The 23,843-nt window shown below is 73.3% G+C and carries 18 protein-coding genes and 1 pseudogene; 8 read left to right on the top strand and 11 right to left on the bottom strand.

Features of this window, described 5'->3' with window-relative positions:
- Nucleotides 1–35 precede the first annotated feature (35 nt).
- Nucleotides 36–665, bottom strand: a complete 630-nt coding sequence (locus BIV25_RS12490; protein WP_071372334.1) for an alpha-ketoglutarate-dependent dioxygenase AlkB — start codon at nucleotides 663–665, stop codon at nucleotides 36–38.
- 124 nt (nucleotides 666–789) lie between these two features.
- Here BIV25_RS12490 and BIV25_RS12485 point away from each other — a divergent pair, with 124 nt between their 5' ends.
- The 6 genes and pseudogenes from BIV25_RS12485 to BIV25_RS12460 all read left to right on the top strand — a co-directional run bounded on the left by BIV25_RS12485 (nucleotide 790) and on the right by BIV25_RS12460 (nucleotide 7,940).
- On the top strand, nucleotides 790–1,428 hold the full coding sequence (locus tag BIV25_RS12485; RefSeq protein ID WP_371273015.1) for a TetR/AcrR family transcriptional regulator: 639 nt from the start codon (nucleotides 790–792) through the stop codon (nucleotides 1,426–1,428).
- A gap of 35 nt (nucleotides 1,429–1,463) precedes the next feature.
- A complete protein-coding gene (locus BIV25_RS12480; RefSeq protein WP_071372347.1) occupies nucleotides 1,464–3,137 on the top strand; it encodes an FAD-binding dehydrogenase in 1,674 nt (557 codons plus the stop codon).
- 261 nt (nucleotides 3,138–3,398) lie between these two features.
- Entirely contained in the window at nucleotides 3,399–4,826 is a 1,428-nt protein-coding gene (locus BIV25_RS12475) for a M1 family metallopeptidase (protein ID WP_071372333.1), read from the top strand.
- 269 nt (nucleotides 4,827–5,095) lie between these two features.
- Nucleotides 5,096–5,324, top strand: a pseudogene (locus BIV25_RS54320) (hypothetical protein); the annotation flags it as partial.
- Nucleotides 5,325–5,352: 28 nt separating this feature from the next.
- A complete protein-coding gene (locus BIV25_RS12465) occupies nucleotides 5,353–6,057 on the top strand; it encodes a response regulator transcription factor (protein ID WP_071372332.1) in 705 nt (234 codons plus the stop codon).
- Nucleotides 6,058–6,092: 35 nt separating this feature from the next.
- Nucleotides 6,093–7,940 (top strand): cell wall metabolism sensor histidine kinase WalK, encoded by a 1,848-nt coding sequence (locus BIV25_RS12460; RefSeq protein WP_071372331.1) that lies wholly within the window; start codon nucleotides 6,093–6,095, stop codon nucleotides 7,938–7,940.
- A gap of 34 nt (nucleotides 7,941–7,974) precedes the next feature.
- On the opposite strand, the gene BIV25_RS12455 is transcribed toward BIV25_RS12460, so the two are convergent.
- Nucleotides 7,975–8,226, bottom strand: a complete 252-nt coding sequence (locus BIV25_RS12455; RefSeq protein ID WP_071372330.1) for a WhiB family transcriptional regulator — start codon at nucleotides 8,224–8,226, stop codon at nucleotides 7,975–7,977.
- A gap of 287 nt (nucleotides 8,227–8,513) precedes the next feature.
- The gene (locus BIV25_RS12450; RefSeq protein WP_071372329.1) at nucleotides 8,514–9,398 is read right to left on the bottom strand and encodes a LysR family transcriptional regulator ArgP; all 885 of its coding nucleotides are present in this window, start codon (nucleotides 9,396–9,398) and stop codon (nucleotides 8,514–8,516) included.
- Between the two features lie 66 nt (nucleotides 9,399–9,464).
- On the opposite strand from BIV25_RS12450, the gene BIV25_RS12445 reads away from it, so the two are divergent.
- A complete protein-coding gene (locus tag BIV25_RS12445) occupies nucleotides 9,465–10,079 on the top strand; it encodes a LysE/ArgO family amino acid transporter (protein ID WP_071372328.1) in 615 nt (204 codons plus the stop codon).
- Between the two features lie 83 nt (nucleotides 10,080–10,162).
- Complete coding sequence (locus tag BIV25_RS12440) at nucleotides 10,163–11,464, top strand: MFS transporter (protein ID WP_071372327.1); 1,302 nt, start codon at nucleotides 10,163–10,165, stop codon at nucleotides 11,462–11,464.
- Between the two features lie 228 nt (nucleotides 11,465–11,692).
- Here the strand turns inward: BIV25_RS12440 and BIV25_RS12435 are convergent, their stop codons facing one another.
- The 8 genes from BIV25_RS12435 to BIV25_RS12400 form a co-directional block, all read right to left on the bottom strand.
- Nucleotides 11,693–12,151, bottom strand: a complete 459-nt coding sequence (locus BIV25_RS12435; RefSeq protein ID WP_071372326.1) for a cyclic nucleotide-binding domain-containing protein — start codon at nucleotides 12,149–12,151, stop codon at nucleotides 11,693–11,695.
- A 280-nt stretch (nucleotides 12,152–12,431) separates the two neighbouring features.
- Entirely contained in the window at nucleotides 12,432–14,681 is a 2,250-nt protein-coding gene (locus tag BIV25_RS12430; RefSeq protein WP_071372325.1) for an FUSC family protein, read from the bottom strand.
- Between the two features lie 180 nt (nucleotides 14,682–14,861).
- Nucleotides 14,862–16,238 carry an NAD(P)/FAD-dependent oxidoreductase gene (locus tag BIV25_RS12425; RefSeq protein WP_071372324.1) on the bottom strand — a complete coding sequence of 459 codons (1,377 nt, stop codon included), beginning with the start codon at nucleotides 16,236–16,238 and terminating at the stop codon, nucleotides 14,862–14,864.
- 242 nt (nucleotides 16,239–16,480) lie between these two features.
- Entirely contained in the window at nucleotides 16,481–18,379 is a 1,899-nt protein-coding gene (locus tag BIV25_RS12420) for a long-chain fatty acid--CoA ligase (protein WP_071372323.1), read from the bottom strand.
- Between the two features lie 203 nt (nucleotides 18,380–18,582).
- Nucleotides 18,583–19,671, bottom strand: a complete 1,089-nt coding sequence (locus tag BIV25_RS12415) for a glutamate--cysteine ligase (protein WP_071372322.1) — start codon at nucleotides 19,669–19,671, stop codon at nucleotides 18,583–18,585.
- A gap of 92 nt (nucleotides 19,672–19,763) precedes the next feature.
- On the bottom strand, nucleotides 19,764–21,977 hold the full coding sequence (glgB, locus tag BIV25_RS12410; protein ID WP_071372321.1) for a 1,4-alpha-glucan branching enzyme: 2,214 nt from the start codon (nucleotides 21,975–21,977) through the stop codon (nucleotides 19,764–19,766).
- A 4-nt stretch (nucleotides 21,978–21,981) separates the two neighbouring features.
- Nucleotides 21,982–23,346, bottom strand: coding sequence for a maltokinase (locus BIV25_RS12405; protein ID WP_071372320.1), 1,365 nt, complete (start codon nucleotides 23,344–23,346; stop codon nucleotides 21,982–21,984).
- Nucleotides 23,347–23,376: 30 nt separating this feature from the next.
- The coding region (locus BIV25_RS12400; RefSeq protein ID WP_143076618.1) for an alpha-glucosidase C-terminal domain-containing protein at nucleotides 23,377–23,843 on the bottom strand (467 nt) is incomplete at its 5' end.

Raw genomic sequence — 23,843 nt, 5'->3', positions numbered from 1 at the left:
CGGGAGCCGTCGCGCACCGGCGGGTGCCGCACACGTCACCGCACGCCGCGCGGGCGGAACTGGACGCTGATGCGCGCTCCGGCGGCCCGCGCGCTCTTCGGCACGCAGTGCTCCCACGTGCGCTGGCAGGAGCCGCCCATCACGATCAGGTCGCCGTGCCCGAGCGGGCGCCGGACCGTCGCGCCGCCGGTGCCGAGTGGCCGTAGCAGCAGGTCCCGGGGCGCGCCGACGGAGAGGATCGCGACCATCGTGTCCTCGCGGGCGCCCCGCCCGATCCGGTCGCCGTGCCAGGCCACGCTGTCGCGGCCGTCGCGGTAGAGGCACAGCCCGGCCGTCGTGAACGGCTCGCCCAGCTCCTCGGCGTAGTGCCGCGAGAGGGTGTCGCGCGCCTCGTCCAGCACGGGATGGGGCAGCGGCTCCCCGGCCGCGTAGAAAGCCAGCAGTCGCGGCACGTCCACCACGTGGTCGTACATCGTGCGGCGCTCGGCCCGCCACGGCACGTCCGCCACGAGCCGCTCGAACAGCGCGTCGGCCCCGCTCAGCCATCCCGGCAGCACATCGATCCAGGCGCCGGCGCCCAGCTCGGTCCGGCCCAGCCCGTCGAGCGGGCCGAGGCGCAGCTCGTCGGTCTGGTCGAACAGGGAGCCCTGCACGTGCGTGGACATGCGTCCAGCGTACCTCGTAATCGAAAATGCGTTCCCATTGTTTTGATGGGGGGAGCGGGGGTGTCGCGTGGCCCTTTCGATACATCGATGTATCGGATACATTCATGTATCGAATGGAGGATCGATGCCGATGCCGATGTCGCTGGGCGGCACACCCGGACGCGTCACCCGGCGCCGCGTCGCGACCCGGGCCCGGCTGCTCGACGCCGCCTTCACGGTGTTCGCCGCCAAGGGCTTCGGCCGGGTCTCCATCGAGGAGATCTGCGAGGCCGCGGGCTACAGCCGCGGCGCCTTCTACTCGAACTTCGCCACCCTGGACGAGCTGTTCTTCGCCCTCTACCAGGACCGCGCCGACCTCATCGCGGCCCAGGTCGCCGAGGCCCTCGCCCAGGACGGGCCCGGCCTCGACGTGCCGGCCGCCGTGGACCGGGTCACCGAGGTGCTGCTGCTCGACGTGGACTGGCTGCTGGTCAAGACCGACTTCCTGGTGCACGCCGCCCGTGACCCGGACGTCGCCCGCGCCCTCCTCGACCACCGCGCACGCCTGCGGGAGGCTGTCGCCGACCGGCTCTTCAGGGCCCGCGGCCACACCGAACTGCCCGCCGTGCTCGGCGACGTGGACAGCGCCGCGCACGCCGTGGTCGCCGCGTACGACGGGGTCACCACCCAACTGCTGCTGGACAAGGACGTCGAGGCCGCGCGGGCCTGGCTGAAGCAGCTGCTCACCGCGCTGCTCACCGACGGCAGCCGCACCCCCGTATGAGCACCGTCAGCACCGTCAGGAAGGACACAGCCGCCATGGACGCGGACGTCATCGTCGTCGGAGCGGGCCTCGCCGGGCTCGTCGCGGCGCACGAACTCAACCGCCGGGGCCGCAGGGTGGCCCTGGTCGACCAGGAGAACGCCGCCAACCTCGGCGGCCAGGCGTTCTGGTCCTTCGGCGGGCTCTTCCTCGTCGACTCCCCGGAGCAGCGGCGCCTCGGCATCAAGGACTCCTTCGACCTCGCCTGGAACGACTGGCAGGGCAGCGCGCAGTTCGACCGGCTGGAGGACGAGGACTCCTGGGCGGTGCGCTGGGCGCGCGCGTACGTCGAGTTCGCGGCCGGCGAGAAGCGCTCCTGGCTCCAGGGGCACGGCATCGAACTGCTGCCGACCGTCGGCTGGGCCGAACGCGGTGACCTGCGGGCGAACGGCCACGGCAACTCCGTGCCCCGCTTCCACATCGCCTGGGGCACCGGCACCGGCGTGGTCGAGCCGTTCGTGACCTACGCCCGCCGGGCCGCCCGGGACGGGCTGCTCACCTTCCACCACCGCCACCAGGTGGACGAGCTGGTCATCGAGGACGGCACGGCCCGCGGGGTACGCGGCACGGTGCTCGCCGAGGACCGCTCGCCACGCGGGGTGGCCTCCCACCGCGAGCGCGCCGGCGACTTCGAACTCACCGCCCAGGCGGTCGTCGTCACCACCGGCGGCATCGGCGCGAACCACGACATCGTCCGCCGCTACTGGCCCGAGCGGCTCGGTACGCCCCCCGCCGAGATGGTCACCGGCGTCCCCGCCTACGTCGACGGCCGCATGCTCGACATCAGCGCCGGCGCGGGCGTCCGCCTGGTCAACCGCGACCGCATGTGGCACTACACCGAGGGCCTGCAGAACTGGGACCCGATCTGGCCCGGCCACGGCATCCGGATCCTGCCCGGCCCGTCCTCCATCTGGCTGGACGCCCTCGGCCGCCGGCTGCCCGACCCCTGCCTGCCCGGCTACGACACCCTCGGCACCCTCAAGTACCTGCGCACCACCGAGGACATCGCCGGGTACGACCACTCCTGGTTCATCCTCACCCGGAAGATCATCGAGAAGGAGTTCGCGCTCTCCGGCTCCGAGCAGAACCCGGACATCACCGCCAAGGACCGGGGCGCCGTGCTGAAGGACCGGCTGCTCGGCAAGGGCGCGCCCGGACCGGTGCAGGCTTTCCTCGACCGGGGCGCGGACTTCGTGACCGCCGGCGATCTGGAGCAACTGGTCGGCAAGATGAACGCCCTCACCGACAAACCGCTGCTGGACGCTGCCGAGGTGCGCCGCCAGATCGAGGCCCGCGACCTCCAGATCGCCAACCCGTACAGCAAGGACTCCCAGGTCCAGGGCATCCGTAACGCCCGCCGCTACATCGGCGACCGTCTCGGCCGGGTCGCCGGACCGCACCGCATCCTCGACCCGGCCGCCGGGCCCCTCATCGCCGTGCGGATGCACGTGCTGACCCGCAAGACCCTCGGCGGCATCCAGACCGACCTCGACTCCCGCGCCCTGGCCGCCGACGGCACCTCGATCGAGGGGCTGTACGCGGCGGGCGAGGTGGCCGGCTTCGGCGGCGGCGGGGTGCACGGCTACAACGCGCTGGAGGGCACGTTCCTCGGCGGCTGCCTGTTCTCCGGCCGGGCGGCGGGCCGGCACGCGGCCCGGCAGACGGGCTGACGGGTACGCGAAGGGGCCCCGAGCCTCCGGCTCCTCCTCGTAACGGCGGCGGAACTCCCCGGACCCGCCGCCGTGGAGCCACGTGCGCAGCTCACCGCGGGCCCCTCCCGCCTCACGGACGGTGCCGCGAGCCGCACCGTGGCGGACCGCGGCCACCCGGTGCGACGCGGCGTAACGTGACCTGAAGGAGCGCATCACGCGGACCGGACCGCGCCTACGCTGACGGCCAGACGATCACCGGCCGCTCCCCGAGGAGACCATGTGACGCCATCTCCCAGACCGTCCGCCCGGCGCGGCACCACCGTCCCGCGCCGGCGGGCGGCCCTCGCCACCGTCCCCGTCGCCCTCACGGCCCTCGTCGGCGCGGCCGCACCCTCGGCACCGGGCACGGCCGGCGCGCCCGGCGCGGGCGACCCCTACTTCCCGCTCAGCGGCAACGGCGGCTACCACGTACAGCACTACGACCTGACGCTGCGATACGACATCACGCGCCGGCACCTCGACGGCACGGCCGTCCTCACCGCCCGCACCACCCAGCGGCTGAGCCGCTTCGACCTCGACCTGACGGGCCTGACCGTCACCGGCGTCACCGTCGACCGCACCCCGGCGGCCTTCCGGCGCGCCGGCCAGGAACTCGTCGTCACCCCGCGCCGCACCCTGCCCGCCGGCCGCGCGTTCCGGATCGCCGTCACCTACCAGGGCACCCCGAAGCCGGTCACCGACCCGGACGGCTCCCAGGACGGCTGGATCCCCACCGACGACGGAGCGTTCGTGGCGGGTGAGCCGCAGGGCGCGATGACCTGGTTCCCGGCCGACGCACACCCGAAGGACAAGGCGTCGTACGACATCACGATCACGGTCCCGCAGGGCCGCACCGCGGTCGCCAACGGCACACTGGTCGCGCAGCACACCGCACAGGGGCGGACGACGTTCCACTGGCGCGAGGACCGCCCGATGGCGGCCTACCTGGCCACCGCGACCATCGGCACCTTCCAGGTCCAGCGCTACACCACCCGCGACGGCATCCAGGTCTACAACGCCGTGGACCCGCGGGAGGCGAGCGCCGCCGCGCCGGTGCTGGGGCAGCTGCCGTCCGTCCTCGCCTGGGAGAGCAGGCTGTTCGGACCGTATCCCTACCGGTCCGCCGGGGCGATCGTCGACCACGCCCCGGGCATCGGCTACGCGCTGGAGACCCAGACCCGGCCGCTGTACGACTCCGCGCCGGACCTCGCCACCCTCGTCCACGAGAGCGCCCACCAGTGGTTCGGCGACTCCGTGTCGCTGACCACCTGGAAGGACATCTGGCTCAACGAGGGCTTCGCGACCTACGCCGAGTGGCTCTACACCGAGCAGCACGGCGGCGACAGCGCCCAGAAGGCCTTCGACGCCCTCTACGCCACCCCGCCCGGCGGCGCGTTGTGGGCGTACCCGCCGGGTGACCCGGGCAGCGGCAAGAACATCTTCGGCCAACCCGTCTACGCCCGCGGCGCCATGGCCCTGCACGAGCTGCGCAAGGCGGTCGGCGACCGGGAATTCTTCCGCATCCTGCGCGACTGGGCGGCACAGCACCGCGACGGCCACGGAACGACCGCACAGTTCACGCAGCTCGCCGAGCGGGCGTCCGGGAAGCGGCTCGACGGGCTGTTCCACACCTGGCTGTTCACCAGGGGAAAGCCGAACCGCACCTGAATCCTTAACCCCTAACCCTTTTCAAACAAGTGTCGGCCAAGGTCGGCACCATGATCCAGCGCGGAACCGCCGTCGCTCTCCTCGCCTCTACGCTGCTGCTCACCGGCTGCGGCGGCGGAGCCGAGGCGACCGGGCGCCGGGCGCCGGGCGGCCGTCCGGCGCCCACCGGTACCCCCACCTCCCACGTCCAGGCCGCCCAGGCACCGCAGGGCATACCCGGCCTCGGCCCCACCCGGCAGGCCGCGACACCCGCACGCCGCACGCAGGCCGTCGTCGCCATCGACCACAACCGGAAGCCGGGCACCTCGCCCCTGGACCGGACCCGGCCGCTCGGCGCGGAACGGGGCGGGGGGAGTGTGGCCGCACGTCGACCACGGCGGCACCGCCCACGGCTGCGTCAGCGTCTCCAAGGCCCGTATGAAGGACCTGCTGCGCACCCCCGACCCGACCCGGCATCCGGTCGTCGTCACGGGACACGCCGACCGGCCGGCCGTCTGAGCCGCCGCGCCGCTTAGGATCCGAACTCGTGTGCGCACATGTGCTGGTCGCCGAGGACGACGAGAAACAGGCCGAGCTGATCCGCCGCTCGCTGCTGGCCGAGGGACACACCGCCACGGTGGTGCACGACGGCGGCGCCGCGCTGGACGCCGCCCGGCGCCTGCGGCCCGACCTCGTCGTCCTCGACCTGATGCTCCCCGTCGTCGACGGCTTCGGCGTGTGCCGGGTACTGCGCGGCGGCACGGACCCGGAGATCCCGGTGGTCATGCTCACCGCCCGCGCCGCCGAGGACGACGTGCTGCTCGGCCTCGAACTGGGCGCCGACGACTACCTGACCAAGCCCTACAGCCCGCGCGAGCTGATGGCCCGCATCCGTACGGTGCTCCGGCGCAGCGGGCACGGCGGCGGTGCCCGCGACGGCGACCTCGTCGTCCGGGCCGCCGGGCTCGCGGTCGACCCCGAACGGCACGAGGTGCGCTGCGACGGCGCACCGGTGGAGTGCACGCCCGCCGAGTTCCAGATCCTGCTGACCATGGCGGGCGAGCCGGACCGCGTCTTCACCCGGCGCCAACTGCTGCACTGCACCCGCGGCTTCGACCGGGCCTCCACCGAGCGCGCCGTGGACGTGCACATCATGAACCTCCGCCGCAAGATCGAACCCGACCCCCGCCGCCCGGTCCGCCTGCTGACCGTCTTCGGCGTCGGCTACAAGCTGACCGGCACCCGGCCGTGATGCGCGGGCGGTCGCGAGCGGGGCAGGAGACGCGCGTGCGGCGGCGGATCCCGGTGCGCAAACGGCTGCTCGTCCGGCTGCTCTTCGTCTCCGCCCTGATCGCGGTCTGCTCGGTGGCCGCCACTGCCTGGCTCGCCGTCACGACGACGACCAGCGCGCTCAAGGAGGAACAGGGGCAGGACCTCGCGGCCGACAACAGCATCCTGGCCGAACTCAGCGGGTACGCCGCGACACACGCCGACTGGTCCGGTGCTCGGCGCACCGTCCAGGACCTGGCGGCCAGGACCGGGCGCCGGATCGCGCTCACCACCGCCGACCGCACCGTGCTCGCCGACTCCGCGCCCCGCGGCACCCCGCTGCCACCCCGGCCCGCCGCCACCGTCGACCCGCTGCGCACCGACACCTACAGTGAGACCGGCGCCCAGCTCAGCGGCATCGACCCCCGGGTGGTCGGCCCGTACCGGCTCCCGGCGGCGGAGCGGGCGACGCTGGACGCGCTGGCCGCCGCCCGCAAGCGGTGCTACGCACGCCACGGCCTGCAGGCCGGCATCGTCCGGACGGCGAGCGGGAGGCCCGTCGTCACCACCGCGGACGGCACCGACCCCGCGGGCTACGGCGCCACCGACTGCGAGGACGGCAGGCTGGGCACGCCCACCCCGACCGAGAGCAGGGCCCTGGACGCGCTCACGGACCTGGCCCGCCCCTGCCTGAACAAGGCCGGACTCGACGTCGTCGGCCCGCTGTTCCCCCTCTACGACCCCGCCGCCAAGGACCCCCTCTCCGGTGACCACCTCATCGCCAAGTACGTCAGCAGGACCACCAGGGCGAGCCCGGCGGCCACGGAACGCGCGGCCCGGACGTGCCTCCTGAGCGCCCGGCGCACCCAACTGGAGCCCTACGTCGCCCCGGTGGCCGAGCTGTTCCTCGGCATCGGCGACCAGAGCCCGGGCCGTTTCGACATGTCGACGGCCAACAAGGCCAAGGTGATCGGCGCGGCCGGACTGGTCCTCGCCGTCACCGTCGCCGTCACCGCCGTCGTCGCGATCCGGCTGGTACGGCCCCTGCGCGCGCTGACCGAGGCCGCGGGGGCGCCGCCCGAGCTGCACGTACGGGTCCCGGTGACCACCCGGGACGAGACGGGCATCCTCGCCGAGGCGTTCAACGACCTGACCGAGCGGCGTGAACGCCTGGAGGCCCAGCGCAAGGCGATGGTCAGCGATATCGCGCACGAACTGCGCAGCCCGCTGACCAACATCCGCGGCTGGCTGGAGGTCGTCCGGGACGGCGTCGTCGAGCCCGAACCGGCCCTCCTGGACTCGCTGCACGAGGAGGCGCTCGTCCTCCAGCGGATCATCGACGACCTCCAGGACCTCGCCGCCGCCGACGCCGGCACGCTGCGGCTGCACCGTGAACCGCTGCGCGCCGCCGACCTGCTGGACCAGGTGGCCGCCGCGCACCGCGTCGCCGCCGACGCCGCCGGGGTCGCCCTGCACACCGCCGCCGACCCCGCCGCCTGGCTGGACGCCGACCCGGTGCGGATGCGGCAGGCCCTGGGCAACCTGGTCTCCAATGCGTTGCGGCACACCCCGGCCGACGGCACGGTCACCCTGGCCGCCCGCCGCGAGGACACCGACGTCGTGCTCCGCGTCGGCGACACCGGGACGGGCATCGCGGCCGAGGATCTGCCGCATGTCTTCGAGCGGTTCTGGCGCGCGGAGAAGTCCCGCAGCCGGCGCACCGGCGGCAGCGGCCTGGGCCTGTCCATCGTGCGCCACCTGGTCGCCGCGCACGGCGGCACCGCCGAGGCCGCGAGCGCTCCCGGCGAGGGCGCCGTCCTCACCCTGCGGCTGCCCGGCATCCAGGCCCCGGCCGACGGATCCTGACGGCACGGGCGGCGAACGCCGAGGCGGCGCCGGATCAGCGCGAGCGCGGCCGGGAGCGGGCCCGGTGACGCAGCGACCGGCGTTCCGTCTCGCTGGTCCCGCCCCACACACCGGCGCCCTGGCCGGTGGCCAACGCCCAGTCCAGGCACGGTTCGCGGGCCGGGCACAGCCCGCACACCTCCTTGGCCCGCTCCGTCTGCACCAGTGCCGGTCCGGTGGTGCCGACGGGGAAGAACAGATCGGGGTCCACATGACGGCAGGCGGCGTGGTCGCGCCAGTTGTCCATCGGGGTCTCCTGGATGCGTCTGCTGGACTGGATCGGAACCGTTCTCGGGATGCGGGTGACCGGTCGGCGCGACGGGAAACCGGAAGAGGGCGAGCCGCTCGCGCCGGGCGGACAGGGAAACGGGGCGGAGGGCCGCGAGGGCCGAGGGCAGCCGTGTCCGACCGGGCAGCAGGGGCGCGGAGTTGGGGACGACGACCGGACGAACCGGGGTCCGCCGCGCGACCGTCCACCACCGTACTCCGCCATCCGCCGCCCGGCACCGTCCCGTGACGGACCGGGCGCCGGGGTCAGCCGCGCAGTGTGTCGGCCGCCGTCGCCGTCACCGCGTCGGCCAGCGCGGCCAGCGCGGGGGAGTCGAGCTTCCACTGCTGCCAGTACAGCGTGACGTCCACCCACCGCCCGGGTGTGAGCAGCCGCAGCCGCCCCTCGGCCAGCAGCGGTTCGGCCTGGGCCTCGGGGACCAGGCCCCAGCCGAGGCCCGCGGCGACGGCGTCGGCGAACCCCTCGGAGGTGGGCACGTAGTGGCGCAGCGGGCTCGCGGCTCCGCGGCCCAGCCGGCGGACGAAGCCGTCCTGGAAGTCGTCCTTGCGGTCGAAGACCACGACGGGGGCCGCGGGCAGCAGCTCGGGCAGCGGGCCCGCCAGATGACGCTCGGCGAACTCCGGCGCGGCGGCCGGGAGATAGCGCATCCGGCCGAGCGGGCGGACCGAGCAGCCCGGCACGGGCTCGGGCAGGGTGGTCACCGCCGCCATCACCAGGCCCTCGCGCAGCAGTGCCGCCGTGTGGTCCTCGTCCTCCCGGTGCAGCTCGAAGCAGAGTCCCGCCACCCGGGTCAGCGCCGGCAGGAACCAGGTCGCGAGCGAGTCCGCGTTCACCGCGACCGACACCCGGGTCGGCTCCCCGGCGCCGCTCAGCCCCAGCTCGCCCCATGCGTCCCGCTCCAGCCGCGCGAGCTGCCGGGCGAAGCGCACCAGCACCGCCCCGGACTCGGTGGGCCGCACCGGCTTGGTGCGCTGGAGCAGCACCCGGCCGGTGCGCTGCTCCAGCGCCTTGACCCGCTGGCTGACCGCCGACGGCGTCACGTGCAGGGCCGCCGCGGCGGCGTCGAAGGTGCCCTCGTCCACCACGGCGAGCAGCGTGCGCACCTGCTCCAGGGGAAGCTCTGCCATCACGAGTGCTAAGGATACGTAAGAATATTTAGCTGTACTTGCCCGGATCCGTTTCCTAGCGTCGACCGCATGAACCACGCACTGACCGCCGCGGCCGCCGGATTCGGCAGCGGACTCTCCCTGATCGTCGCCATCGGCGCCCAGAACGCCTTCGTCCTGCGGCAGGGGGTGCGTCGCGACGCCGTGCTCGCCGTGGTCGGCATCTGCGCGGTGTCCGACGCGGTGCTGATCGCGCTCGGCGTCGGCGGGGTCGGGGCGGTCGTGGTGGCCTGGCCGGGCGCCGTCCGTGCCGTCGGACTCGTCGGCGGCGCCTTCCTGCTCTGCTACGGCGCCCTCGCCGCCCGCCGGGTGTTGCGGCCCGGCCCCGGCCTGCGCACCGAGGGCGAGGCGGCCGGCTCGCGGCGCCGTGCGGTGCTCACCTGCCTCGCCATGACCTGGCTCAACCCGCACGTCTACCTGGACACGGTGTTCCTGCTCGGCTCCCTCGCCGCCGACCGGGGTGCGCTGCGCTGGACCTTCGGGCTCGGTGCCGCGCTCGCCAGCCTGTGCTGGTTCACCGCGCTCGGCTTCGGCGCCCGGCTGCTGGGCCGCTTCCTGGCCCGGCCCGCCGCGTGGCGGGTGCTGGACGGCCTGGTCGCCGTCACGATGCTGGCGCTCGGCGCCACGCTCATGGCCGGATCCTGAGACAACGGGTTCGGCGAACACGGGTGTTGCTGAGATAGTTAGGCTCTCGAATGGAAAAGATGTAGCGAGCAACCAGGACACCTGTGGACACGAGTGAGAGCAGTACCACCGAACCGGGACCGATACGGGAGGAGACGAAGGCACCGCCCCGGCGCGGCTGGCGGCGCTGGGCGATGGACACCCGCCCCCTGCGGATCCCCGCCTACCGGCGCCTGTGGACGTCGACCATCGTCACCGCCGTCGGCAGTCAGCTCACCGCCGTCGCCGTGCCGAAGCAGATCTACGACATCACCCACTCCTCGGCCTGGGTCGGCTACGCGAGCCTCGCCGGGCTCGTGCCCATGGTGGTGTTCGCACTGTGGGGCGGGGCCGTCGCCGACACCGTGGACCGGCGCAAACTGCTGCTGGTCACCAACAGCGGCATCGCGGTGACCTCGCTGCTGTTCTGGGCGCAGGCGATCGCGGGCCTGGACTCGGTCGTCGTCCTCATGCTGCTGCTCGCCCTCCAGCAGGCCTTCTTCGGTCTCAACTCCCCGGCCCGGAACGCCTCCGTCGCCCGGCTCGTGCCCGCCGAGGAGTTGCCGGCTGCCAACGCCCTCAGCTCCACGGTGATGCAGACCGGACTCGTGGCGGGTCCGCTGCTCGCCGGTGTGCTCATCCCGGTGATCGGGCTGCCCGAGCTCTACCTCGTCGACGCCCTCGCGCTGTGCGTCACCGTCTGGGCCGTCTTCCGGCTGCCCGCGCTGCCGCCGCTCGGCGACGCCCCCGCCCGCCGGGCCGGGATACGGCAGATAGCCGAGGGCTTCGCCTACATATCCCGGCACAAGGTGCTGCTGCTGTCCTTCCTCGCCGACATCGTCGCGATGGTGTTCGGTATGCCCCGCGCCCTGTTCCCGCAACTGGCCGCGCAGACCTACCAGTCGTACGGCGAGGGGCTCGCCCTCGGTGTGCTGTTCGCCGGCATCCCGGTCGGCGCGGTGCTCGGCGGCCTGTTCTCCGGGGCGTTCTCGCGGGCCCGGCGGCACGGCTGGATGGTGATCGGGGCGGTCGTCGGCTGGGGCGCGGCGGTCGCCGCGTCCGGGCTGAGCGGCAACCTCTGGGTCGCCATGGCCTTCCTCGCCCTGGCCGGGGTCGCCGACATGGTCTCGATGGTGTTCCGCGGCGCGATCCTGCTGTCCGCCGCGACCGACGAGATGCGCGGCCGGATGCAGGGCGTGTTCACGGTCGTCGTCGCGGGCGGACCTCGCCTGGCCGACGTGCTCCACGGCACCGCCGGCTCCGTCCTCGGCCCCCGGGCGGCCGTGGCGGGCGGCGGCGCCCTGGTCGTCGTCGTGATGCTGATCCTGGCCGCCGCGGCCCCGGCGCTGCGGCGGTACCGGATCTGACCCGCGGCGCACCGCCAGGCCCGTCCGCCCGCCGCTGTCCGCTGCCGTCCGCCCGCTGCCTGCCGCCGCCGTCCGTCCGGCGTCCCCTGTCGGCCCGCCCGTCGTCCGTCGTCAGCCCGTCGTCCGTCCGGCGTCCGTCATCCGCCCGCCGCCCGCCGTCCTTCCGCCTGCCGGGCCCGCAGCGGGCGTTCGATGGCAGGTTCCGGCCGGTGCGCGGCGCACCCGGTGTCAGATCAGGCCGCTGCGCCGGCGGATGGCGTACTGGTCCATCAGCTTGCCGCGGGTCGTCTCCAGGCGGCCCGCGAGGATCTCGGCCACCGTCCGCACCAGCGACAGCCCGAGCAGCGGATCCTCCACACACAGCGCGAGCACGGCGGGCCCGTCGAACTGGTAGGCCCGCACGTTGCTGAAGGCGACCGCGCCGAAGTCCCACGCGTACGGCGGGAACAGCCAGGACCAGCCGAGCAGGTCGCCCGCGCCGAGCGTGGCCACCGTGACCCGCTGCCGCGAGGTGACCTCCGTGTCCAGGTGGACCGCGCCCGACCGGATCACCCAGAACCGGTCGGCGGTGCCGCCCGCCTCGAAGATGCGGGTGTCCTCCGGGAAGGAGACCTCCTCGGCCAGCTCCATCAGGCGCTCGCGCTGTGCCTGGGGCAGCGCGGTGAGCAGTTTGATCGCTTTGGTCATGGCGCGGGGCTCCTCGCCGGCGGCGGTTCCGGGTGATGTGTGTAAGCCCATTTCAGCCGCTGCCGCCGATCGGGGCACCTCGAAGGACACGGAGCCGGGCGCCGGATCACCTGTCCGGTGGCGCATGCGGGCATGAGAAAGCCCTGGCCGGACGGGGGAGGCCGGCCAGGGCAGCTTGAGGTGACGCGTAGCGGGCGGGAAGGACGTTCCGGTCCGCTCCGGCATCACGTATGTATGAACGATAAACCATCTGGGGTGCGGGTGTGCAATCCCGAACGGGTCACGTGACCGGTTTCACCTTCCCGCCCGCACCGGCAGCCGGCCGGGGGACGCCCAGCGGCCGGGCCAGACCCGAGACCGCCTCGTCCAGACGCTGGAGGTGGCGCAGCACCCGGTCGGTCACCCGGCCGTAGCGGGGGGTGCGCAGGGTGCCCGGCTCCAGCATCGAGGCGATGCTGGGGCCGGTCTCGGTCATGACCGGCGAACGCGGATCGGCGACATGCTCGGCGATCGCCCCGATGTTGTGCAGGATCCGCGCACACGCCCCGCTCAGCCGGGGATCCGCCGCTATCGACGGGTGCGTGGGCAGCAGCTCGGCCGTGGCTGCGAGGGAACGCGCGTGATAGGCACACGTCTCCAGCAGCGCCACCACGTACCGGGCGGTGTCCCGTCGCGAGCGCATCGGGGTGATCGGATGCGTCAGCGGGTCGGTGGCCGCGCGCAGGTCGGCGAGCGCCTGGTCCAGCTCGCGCGCCTGCTCCACCAGATCGGCGCCCGCCCCACCGCTCAGCTGCTCGACGGCGGCCCGGGTGACGACCTCCAGCCGCTCCAGCACCTGGACAAGCAGCTCGTTGGTCCGGCGGTCGGTGTGGATCGGCAGCACCACCGCCGCCGCGATCACCCCGCAGGCCGCACCGAGTGCCGTCTCCTCGATCCGCAGCACCAGCACCGACAGGCTGTAGGTGTTCAGCAGCGTGTACAGCAGCCCCAGCATCGCCGTGACGAAGAACGACATCAACGTGTACGACAGGGGCGCCGTGTAGAACATCGCGAAGATGAACAGCAGCACCAGCGCGAACGCCGTCCAGGTGTGGTGCCCGACCAGCCCGGCGAGCCCGATGCCGGCCACCACACCGAGCACCGTGCCCAGCAGCCGACGGTAGCCCTTGACCAGGATCTCGCCCGTGGAGGCGGTGTTGATGAACACGATCCAGCAGGTCAGCACCGCCCAGTACCAACGCTGACTGGACAGCAGCTCGCCGCCCGCGATGGCCAGCGAGGAGCCGACGGCCACCTGGACCGCGGCCCGCGTCGTGGGCCGGCGCAGACCGGTCGGCTCCGGCTCCTCGCCCCCGCTCTCCGCGCCCGCGTCGACTGCCTCGATCGCGGCGTCCTCCGCGTCCAGCTCCGCCCGCGAGCGGACGGTCGCCGGGCTGTCGTCGGACTCGTCCAGCGCCCCGTCCAGGGCGACCCGCAGGCCGAGCGCGGCACGGGCGGCCTCGCCGAGGCCACGGAAGACGTCCTGCACGGCGGGGGAGGCCTTCGGCAGGTTCTCCTCGTCGCGGTAGCCGAGCAGCCGGTTGCGCAGATGGGCGAGCGCGGTGCCGCGGGCCTCGCCCACCGGCCGCAGCATCAAGAGCCGCAGCGCCTCCAGGTCCCGGCGCAGCGCCTCCGTCGCCTCGTCCCGCACGGGCAGGGCACCGCCCGAGGGCAGATGGGCGCCCGGCAGGTGCAGGGTCAGGGTGTCGGTCCGCTCGGCGCTGCGCGCGGTGAGCAGCAGCAGACCGAGCCGCTCGGAGGCGATCTCGGCGTCGGCGATCCGCCGCTGGAGCAGCCGGGCCACCGCAGGTTCGGAGGTGCCGTCCTCCAGCCGCCCCTGGATCATCAGCGCCGTCTCGTGCAGCCGGGCGGTGGCGGTGCGCAGGTCCTCCAGAACCGTGTCCACGTCGTCCGGACCGGCGTCCAGCAACTCGGCCTGTACGGCGATCAGCTGGGCGAGCCGGGCGCGGAACGCCCGCCGCAGCCGGTCCAGGGTGCCCGCCGGGGTCTGCGGCAGCAGCACGAACCGCGCGAGGGCGCTGGAGGCGAACGCCACGCAGATGACCCCGCACAGCGCGGGCAGCAGGGCGGTGGTCGCGTGGACGAACAGGGAGAGGAAGTAGACCTGGAATCCGATCAGGCCCAGCGCCGTACCGCGGTCACCGAAACGGCGGCCGTAGACCGCGCTGAAGATGAGGGCGACGAAGAACAGGTCGCCGGCGACGACCCGTTGGTTCAGCAGTGCGCCCAGCGACACCGAGGCCAGGGCCACCGGCAGGCCGAGCGCGAGCGTGATCGCCTGCTGGGCGCGCGACTTCTCCCGGATGGCGAAGGTCGCCACCATCGCCGCTATGGCACCGGCGACCAGCTGCGGCACCGGCACCCGCAGGGCGGCCAGGACGGCGAGAGTGAGCGCGATCGCGGTGACCGTGCGCAGCCCCGCGGTGAGCCGCAGCAGCCCGGGATCGGACGCCGCGAGCCGGTCCCGCATCCGTACCCGTCCCGACCGTCCCGCTGCCCTCACGCCGCCGCGCTCTCTCCCGTGCCAGAAATCGATCTACGTTCCAGCATCGCACGAGTGCCCGAACTGTTGGCTCTCGGCCAGGGTCGCGGCGACCAGCTCCATGTGCTTCGTCATGCCGGTGTGTCCCGCCCGGTCATCCGGGTCGCATCAGCTCTTCGTCCCGGCCCCGCCCTCCACCCGCGCCCGCACCTGTTCCGGTGTCAGGTACGAGTTCGTGTACTCGAAGTCCTTCAGCCGGGCGGGCCGGTGGGCCTGGAATCCGGTGCGGACGAAATCGTCGCCCGCGACCGCGTTCAGCAGCCAGTTGGTCGCGACCCGGGTCTTGGCCACGTTGGTGCGCAGCGCCGACCAGTGGTAGCCGCGGGCCACGGCCTGGGCGGTCACCCCGCGCAGTTCGATGCCGAGCGGCTTGGACACGGCGTCCTTGCCGCCGAGGTCGACGACGAGGCCCAGGTCCTTGTGCACGTACGGCACGAGGGGCTCGCCCCGCAGGGTCGCGATGACGTTGTCGGCGACCTTCTTGCCCTGGCGCATGGCGTGCTGCGCGGTGGGCGGGCAGACCGCGCCCGTCTCGTCCTTGGCCAGGTCGGGCACCGCCGCCGCGTCCCCGAGCGCGAACACCCCGTCGTGCCCGGGCAGGGTCATCTCGGCGGTGACCGCGAGCCGGCCGCGCACCGTCTCCGCGCCGAGCGTGCCGATCAGCGGGCTCGCGACCACCCCGGCGGTCCAGATCAGCGTGTGCGTCGGCACCACCCGGCCGTCGGTGAAGGTGACCTCCTCGGCGCCCGCCTTCTCGATCGACACCCCCAGCGAGACGTCGACACCGCGCCGGCGCAGGATCTCCTGCGCGCTGCGGCCGAGCTTCTCGCCCAGCTCCGGCATGAGCCGGGGCGCGATGTCGATCAGGTGCCAGCGGATCAGGCCGGGGTCGATGCGTGGATAGCGCTGCACGGCGGCGTGGGTGAGCCGTTGCAGGCAGGCGGCCGTCTCGGTGCCCGCGTATCCGCCGCCGACCACCACGAACTGGAGCCGCGCGGCCCGCTCGGCCGGGTCGTCGCTGGCGTCGGCGAGGTCGAGCTGGGTGATGACGTGGTCGCGCACGTAGGCGGCCTCGGCGAGGGTCTTCATCCCGAAGGCGTGATCGGTCAGCCCGGGAATGTCGAAGGTCCGGGTCACGCTGCCCGGGGCCAGCACGAGGTAGTCGTACGGCTCGTTCACGAGCTTGTCGGTGATGGTGCGGACGACGCACACCTTGGCCTTCAGGTCCACGCCGATCGCGCCGCCCGGCAGGATCCGGGTGCGGTACTTCTTGCTGCGGCGCAGGCTGACCGCGATCGACTGGGGCGTGAGCACACCCGAGGCGACCTGGGGCAGCAGCGGCAGGTAGAGCTGATACGAGAACGGCGTCACCAAGGTGAGGTCGGCCTCGTCGGGGGCGAGTTTCCGCTCCAGGCGGCGGACGCACTCGACTCCGGCGAAGCCGGCGCCAACCACCAGGATCCTGGGTCGTGTCACGGTGTTCATCCCTTTCTGCGGCTCCAGGCGATCCGACTCGACGCCGTTCGCATGCCCTGGACCGCCTCGCACCATGTCCGATCCCACCGCGCACCGAGCCGTTCCGCCAGCCGGGTGCGGCAGGCAGACGAACGCGTGGCCACCAGCATGCACCCGATCAGGGCCGGGTGAGCGGTTGTCGCACGGAAAACCGTCGGACAACTGTCGGCGCCGGTCAGGCCGTGTCCGCTGAGCGGATCAAGCGGGTCCGCTCAGCGGAAGACGTCGTCCGGCTCGTCCCAGTCCGCGGGCTCCCGCACCCCCCGTCCGGCCCGCGAGCGCGCCTGGTACATCGCCTCGATCTCGGCGGCGTAGTGCCGCACGATCGCGTCCCGGCGCAGCTTCAACGACGGGGTGAGCAGCCCGTCCGCCACGGCGAACGGCTCGGGCAGGACGCGGTGGACGCGGATCGACTCCGCCCGGGACACCGCGCTGTTGGCGGAGGCCACGGCCCGTGCGATCTCCTCCCGCAGCGCGTTCTCCTCCCGGCCCTCCCGGCCGGGGCTGCCGCCCGGCAGCGCGAGGGCGGCCCGCCAGTGCGCGAGGAACTCCGGGTCCAGCGTGATCAGCGCGCCCACGCACGGCCGGTCGTCGCCGAGCACGACGGCCTGGTGGATCAGCGGGTGCATGCGCAGCCGTTGCTCCAGCGGGGCCGGGGCGACGCTCTTGCCGCCGCTGGTGACGATGATGTCCTTCTTGCGCCCGGTGATCGTCAGATAGCCCTCGGAGTCCAGCCGTCCGATGTCCCCGGTGGCCAGCCAGCCGCCGCGCAGCGTGGCCCGGCTCGCCGCCTCGTCACCGATGTAGCCCTGGAACACCGACGGACCGTGCACCAGGATCTCCCCGTCGTCCGCCACGTGGACGTCGGTGCCGGGCAGCGGCCGGCCCACGGTCCCGGACTTCTCCCGGCCGAGCGGCTGCATGGTGATCCCGCCGGAGGACTCGGTGAGTCCGTACCCGTCGGTGATGACGACACCCATCCCCTCGTAGAACAGGGTCAGTTCGCGGCTGAGCGAGGAACCGCCGGAGGTGCCGCGCACCACCCGGCCGCCGAGCGCCGCGCGCAGCCTGCGGTACACCGTCCGCTCGAACAGGGCGTGCTGGAGGCGCAGTTCGAGACCGGGACCCGGCCCCGTGCCCAGCCGCCGGCGCTCCTCGGCCGCGGCGAAGTCCCGCGCGGTCTGCGCCGCCCGCTCGAACAGGGCACCCCGGCCGGTCTGTTCGGCCGTGCGCAGGAAAATCTTGTAGAGCTTCTCGAACACCGACGGCACGCCGTACAGATACGTCGGCCGGAACGTGCCGAGCGCCGACGCGAGGGCGGCCTCGGACAGCTCCGGCTCGTGCGCCATCAGGGCGCCGCCGCGGACACAGGTGAGCATGATCATGATGCCGTACACATGGGAGAACGGCAGGAACGCCAGCACGGACGGCTGCTCGCCCGCAGGCGCCGCGGCATGCGCCCAGCCGGCCAGCAGAGTGTCGCAGGGGTAGGCGAGGGAGCGGTGGCTGAGCGCGCAGCCCTGGGGGTGGCCGGTGGTGCCGGAGGTGTAGACGACGGCCGCCGTGGCGTCCGGCAGCACGATCCGGCGCAGCGACTCCACGGTGGTGAACGGCACGACCGCGCCCCGCTCGACGAGTTCGGGCAGCGCGCCCGCGTCCAGCTGCCACACATGGCGCAGCCGCGGCAGCCGGGTGCACACCGTGCCGACGGTCATGACGCCCTGCTCGTCCTCCAGCATCACGGCGACACAGCCGGCGTCCCGCAGGATCCACTCGACCTGGTCGCGCGAGGAGGCCGGATGGACGGGCACCACCTCCGCGCCCACGGTCCACAGCGCGTGCGCGAAGACCGTCCACTCGTGGCGGGTGCGGGCCATCACGGCCACCCGGTGGCCGGGCGAGATCCCGGTGGCGATCAGCCCCTTGGCCACGTCGACGACCTCGTCGCGCAGCTCGACCGCGGTCATCTCCTGCCAGCCGCCGGCGGCGGTGTCCGCGCGGTACGCGAGGAGCGGCAGGGCAGGGCTGCGTTCCGCGGTCTCGAAGAGGCTGTCGGCGAGGCCCCCGACGAGCGGCGGGGCCACGGCGGGAGCGAGGGCGACGTCGCGCATGCGCTGCTCCTGGATGTACGGAGGGTCACTCCGCCGATCGGCTCTGTGGTCGGCGGTGCTCGAATGTAGCCGAGGCGAGCGCGTTCGGTGCGGGGAACGGTGAAGTCGTGATCGGTTGATGATCCGGCCGTGTCACGAACCGGTGCCGTACGACCTCCACGGCACGGATCCGGCAGGTCATACGTCCGGCTCGGCCCGGGTGTTCAGCCCTGGGTGCGCCGTACGCACTCGGTGACGACCTCCCGCAGGCTGCCGACCCGCTCCAGCACCCCGCGCTGCTCGCGCGCGCCCGTCCCGCGGCCCAGCAGTTCGCCGACGGCCTCCTCGGCCAGGGCCGCGTCCCCGCTGTCGGCGAGTGCCTCCGCGGTGTGCTCCAGCAGCGCGCGCACCACCTCGGGCGCAGGCCGGGGCAGCATCGTCGCGGGGTCGAGCAGTTCCCCCTCCAGGCCGGAGCGTGCGGCGTGCCAGGCGGCCAGCCGGAGCAGACTCACGCTGTGGCGGGCCGGCGGCCGGCCCGCCCGCCAGTCCCGCGCGGCCGTCTCCACCAGGGCGCGGACCAGCGCGGCGACGAGCACCGCGGTCTCCGCGCGCAGGCACACGTCCGCCACCCGGATCTCCACCGTCGGGTACTTCACGGACAGCCGCGCGTCGAAGTACACCATCCCGTGGTCCAGGATCACCCCGCTCGCCAGCATGTCCGCCACCCGCCGGTGGTAGCCCGCGGGCGAGCCGAACAGCTCGGTCGGCCCCGCCGACGGACCACGGCTCCACAGCCGGCTGCGGAAGCTGGCGTACCCGGTGTCCCGGCCCTGCCAGTACGGCGAGTTGGCGCTGAGCGCGCGCACCACCGGCAGCCAGGGCCGCAGCCGGTCGAGGACCGCGACCCCCTCCTCGTCGGAGTCCACCGCCACATGCGCGTGGCAGCCGCAGACGAGCCAGTCCTGGGTGGCGATCCCGAACCGCCCGGCCATCCACCGGTAGCGGTCGTCCGCGGTGAGCGCGCCCGTGACCGGTATCGGGCACGTGGCCAGCGCGGCGACGGCGCAGCCCACCTCGCCCGCGACCCGGGCCGCCTCCTTGCGGGAGCGCACGATCTCGGCGCCGAGCTCGGCCATGTCCGTGTGCGGATGCGTGGCGAGCTCCAGCATCTGCCCGAACAGCTCCAGCTGGAACAGGTCCTGCCCGGGATCGTCCTGGACCGCCCGGGTCAGCACGGCGGCCGACAGTGCCTTCGGCTCACCGCTGTCCGGATCGACCAGAAGGAGTTCCTCCTCCACACCGACAGTGCGCACGTGGGGCCGCCCTTCTGTTCAGACCGCGAGGGGCAGACGAAAGTCTGTACGACCCTGACTGCCCCTCGGGCGTCCGGCCGACTCCTGCGAGTTCAGCGCACAGGCGTCAACCAGACAGTGGCGAGCGGCGGCAGCGTGACCCGGAGGAATCCGTGCTCGGGCCGCAGCACCGCGCCGGGCTGCCCGGCACCGACGCCGCTGCCGCCGTAGCGGGCGTCGTCCGTGTTCAGGGCCTCCTGCCAGGCCGGGAGGGAATCCGGAACCCACAGCCGGTAGTCGGCGCGGACGGCCGGCGAGAAGTTGGAGACCGCGAGCAGCGCCGAGCCCTCGGCGCCGAAGCGAAGGAACGCGAATACGTTGTCGTCCGCAGCGTCACACAGCACCCATTGGAAACCGCCCGGATCGGTGTCCCGCTGCCACAGGGCCGGTGTCGCCCGGTACTTCCTGTTCAGGTCCCGTACGAGGTCCCGCACGCCCCGGTGGTCGCCGGCCGAGTGGTAGTCGTCGTCGAGCAGCCACCACTCCGGGCCGTGTGCCTCGGACCACTCGGCGCCCTGCGCGAACTCCTGCCCCATGAAGAGGAGTTGCTTGCCGGGGTGGGCCCACATGAAGCCGAGGTAGGCCCGGTGGTTCGCGCGCCGCTGCCACCAGTCGCCGGGCATCTTCGACACCAGCGCCTGCTTGCCGTGCACGACCTCGTCGTGGGAGATGGGCAGGACGTAGTTCTCGCTGTAGGCGTACACCATCGAGAAGGTCATCTCGTGGTGGTGGTACTTGCGGTGCACCGGCTCCTTCTGGACGTACTGGAGCGAGTCGTGCATCCAGCCCATGTTCCACTTCAGCCCGAAGCCGAGCCCGCCGGTGTCCGTCGGCCGGGTCACCCCGTCCCAGGCCGTGGACTCCTCGGCGATGGTCACCACGCCCGGACACCGCCGGTAGACCGTGGCGTTCATCTCCTGCAGGAAGGCGACCGCGTCCAGGTCCTCCCGCCCGCCGAAGACGTTCGGCTGCCACCGCCCGGAGTCCCGCGAGTAGTCGAGGTACAGCATCGACGCGACGGCGTCCACGCGCAGCCCGTCGATGTGGAACTCCTGGCACCAGTACACGGCGTTGGCCACGAGGAAGTTGCGCACCTCGGTCCGGCCGAAGTCGAACTCGTAGGTCCCCCAGTCCGGATGCTCCGCCCGCCGCCAGTCCCCGGGTTCGTACAGCGGCTCCCCGTCGAACCGGGCCAGCGCCCAGTCGTCCTTCGGGAAGTGCGCCGGCACCCAGTCCATGATCACGCCGAGCCCGGCCCGGTGCAGCGCGTCCACCAGGTACTTGAAGTCGTCCGCCGAGCCGAGCCGGGGTGTCGGCGCGTAGTAGGAGGTGACCTGGTAGCCCCAGGAGCCGCTGAAGGGATGCCCGGCGACCGGCATCAGCTCCACATGTGTGAAGCCCAACTCCTTTACATACGCGGGCAGTTCGTCAGCCAGCTGACGATACGTCAATCCAGTCCGCCAGGACGGGAGATGTACCTCGTACACCGAGAACGGCGCCTGGTGCACGGGCGTGTCGCCCCGGTGGGCCATCCACTCCGCGTCGTCCCACTCGTACCGCGACACCGTGACGACCGATGCCGTGTCCGGCGGCACTTCCGTACACCGGGCCATCGGGTCGGCCTTGAGGAACCGGTCGCCGTGCCGGGAGGTGATCTCGAACTTGTACCGGGCGCCCTCCCCGATCCCGGGCAGGAACAGCTCCCACACCCCGGACGCACCGAGCGAGCGCATCGGGTACTGGGTGCCGTCCCAGTACGTGAAGTCCCCGGCCACCCGCACGCCCTGGGCGTTCGGCGCCCACACCGTGAAGCGGGTGCCGGCCACGCCCTGGTGCGTCATCGGCTCGGCGCCGAGCGCCTGCCACAGCTGCTCGTGCCGGCCCTCCCGGATCAGATGGAGGTCCAGCTCGCCGAGCGCGGGGAGGAACCGGTACGGATCGTGCACCTCCTGCTCGGTGTCGTCGTACGCCACCCGCAGCGTGTACGCCTCCGGGACCTCCGGCAGCGGCAGCACGGCCGCGAACAGGCCGCCGCCCTCCGACACCAGCGGATGGCGCGTGCCGCCGGCCACGACGCTCACCGCGCGGGCGTTCGGGCGCAGTGTCCGGAACAGGATGCCGCCCGGCACCGGACGGGCGCCCAGCAGGGCGTGCGGATCGTGATGGGCGCCGCCCAGCAGCCGGCCGCGCTCGGCCGGGTCCAGGGGGCCGGCCGTGACCGGTGCGGGACCGGCGGCCTCGGGGAGCGAGGTGTCACGCAGAGCCATGCCGTCAGCCTCCCCACACGGCGAGCCGCTTGATCGCCGCCATCGGTACCGGCAGCCAGTCCGGCCGGTGTCTCGCCTCGTACAGCACCTCGTAGACCGCCCTGTCCGTCTCGTGCGCGCGCAGCAGCGCGTGCTTCTTGCGTGGATCCCAGCCGGCGCGGGCCGCGTAGCCCGCGCAGAACGCCTCCCGGCAGCGGCGCGCCCATTCGGGTCGCCAGGGGCGGCGCTGCCGGGCCGCGTAGTCGAAGGAGCGCAGCATCCCCGCCACGTCCCGCACCGGGGACTGCGGGGCCCTGCGCTCGGCGAGCGGCCGGGACGGCTCGCCCTCGAAGTCGATGACGAACCAGTCCCGGCCGGCCCGCAGCACCTGCCCGAGATGCAGGTCGCCGTGCACCCGTTGCGCGGGCGGCCCCGCGTCGCACGTGGCGAGCGCCCCGAACGCGGCCCTGAGCCCCGGCACGAACGGCCGCAGCCCCGGTACGGCGTGCGCGGCCGCGTCCAGCCGCGCGGACATCGCCTGCGCCGTACGGCCGTTCTCACCCGGCCCGGCCGGGCCGAACGCCTCGGCCAGCGCCAGATGCACCTCGGCCATCGCCCGGCCCAGCTCCCAGGCCTCGGCCGTGAAGTCCTCGCCCGCGGCGAGCGCGCGCAACGCCAGCGTCCAGCCGTCGGTCGCGTCCGGCAGGAACGGCTGGAGCACCCCGAGCGTCGCCGGCTGCGGCGCGCTCGTGCCGAACCAGGCCACCGGCGCCGGTACCCGGGTACACCCCTGCGCGGCCAGCGCGGCCGACACCTCCAGGTCCGGATTGACACCCGGCTGGATGCGCCGGAAGACCTTCAGGATGTACGCGTCGCCGTACACGAGCGAGGTGTTGGACTGCTCGGCGTCCAGCAGCCGTGGCGGCAGCCCGCCGGGCACCCGGACGGCCGGGTCCGCCTCGAACCGCAGCGGGCCCGCCGCGCCCGGGTGCCGCAGTCGCTCCAGCAACAGATGCGCCGAGCGGGGGTCGTGCAGCGCGTCGTACACCGCGAGCCCGGCGAGAGGTCCCTGTTCCGCGCGGCCGAGGAACGCCCGTTCCAGCCGCGGAGCGGGCTGCTCGCGCAAGGACAGCAGCAGCTGGTAGCAGTCGCCGGGCGGGGCAGTGCCGCCGGGTGTGGGCACCGGCGCGTGCGAGGCGTGCACCAGCAGATGCAGACAGCCCGGGAACAGTTCCGCCCCGTGCAGCACCGACAGGTCCGTGACGGGGCGGTCCTTGCCCGCGAACCAGCGCTGCCTCGGCAGCCACTCGCGCAACAGCCCGCCCAGCGAGGCCGGCGGCCCGCCCCGACCGGTCGCGGTTCCCGGTCCGACAGTGATGGTCTTCGGCATGACGCGCGTCCTTTCCTCGGCGTCGGGCGTTCAGCGGCTGCCGATGCGGGACGTGGCCCGGGTGAGCCGGAACCAGTAGAAGCCGTGGCCCTGCAGGGTGAGCAGGTACGGCAGTTCGCCGATGGCGGGAAACCGCACCCCGCCGATCAGCTCGACCGGATGCCGGCCGTCGTAGGCGCGCAGGTCGAGTTCGGTCGGCTGGGCGAAGCGCGAGAAGTTGTGCACGCACAGCACGAGGTCGTCGCCGTACTCGCGCAGGAAGGCGAGCACCGCCGGGTTGGAGGACTGGAGTTCGTCGTACGACCCGAGCCCGAAGGCGGGGTTCTGCTTGCGGATCTCGATCATGCGCCGGGTCCAGTGCAGCAGCGACGACGGCGAGGACATCGAGGCCTCGACGTTGGTGACCTGGTAGCCGTAGACCGGGTCCATGATCGTCGGCAGGTACAGGCGCCCCGGATCGGACCTGGAGAAGCCGGCGTTGCGGTCGGGGGTCCACT

Source organism: Streptomyces sp. MUSC 14, from assembly GCF_001866675.1.
GTDB lineage: Bacteria > Actinomycetota > Actinomycetes > Streptomycetales > Streptomycetaceae > Streptomyces.
The sequence above is the reverse complement of the archived record's forward strand: the minus strand, read 5'-3'. Positions and strand labels throughout refer to the sequence as shown.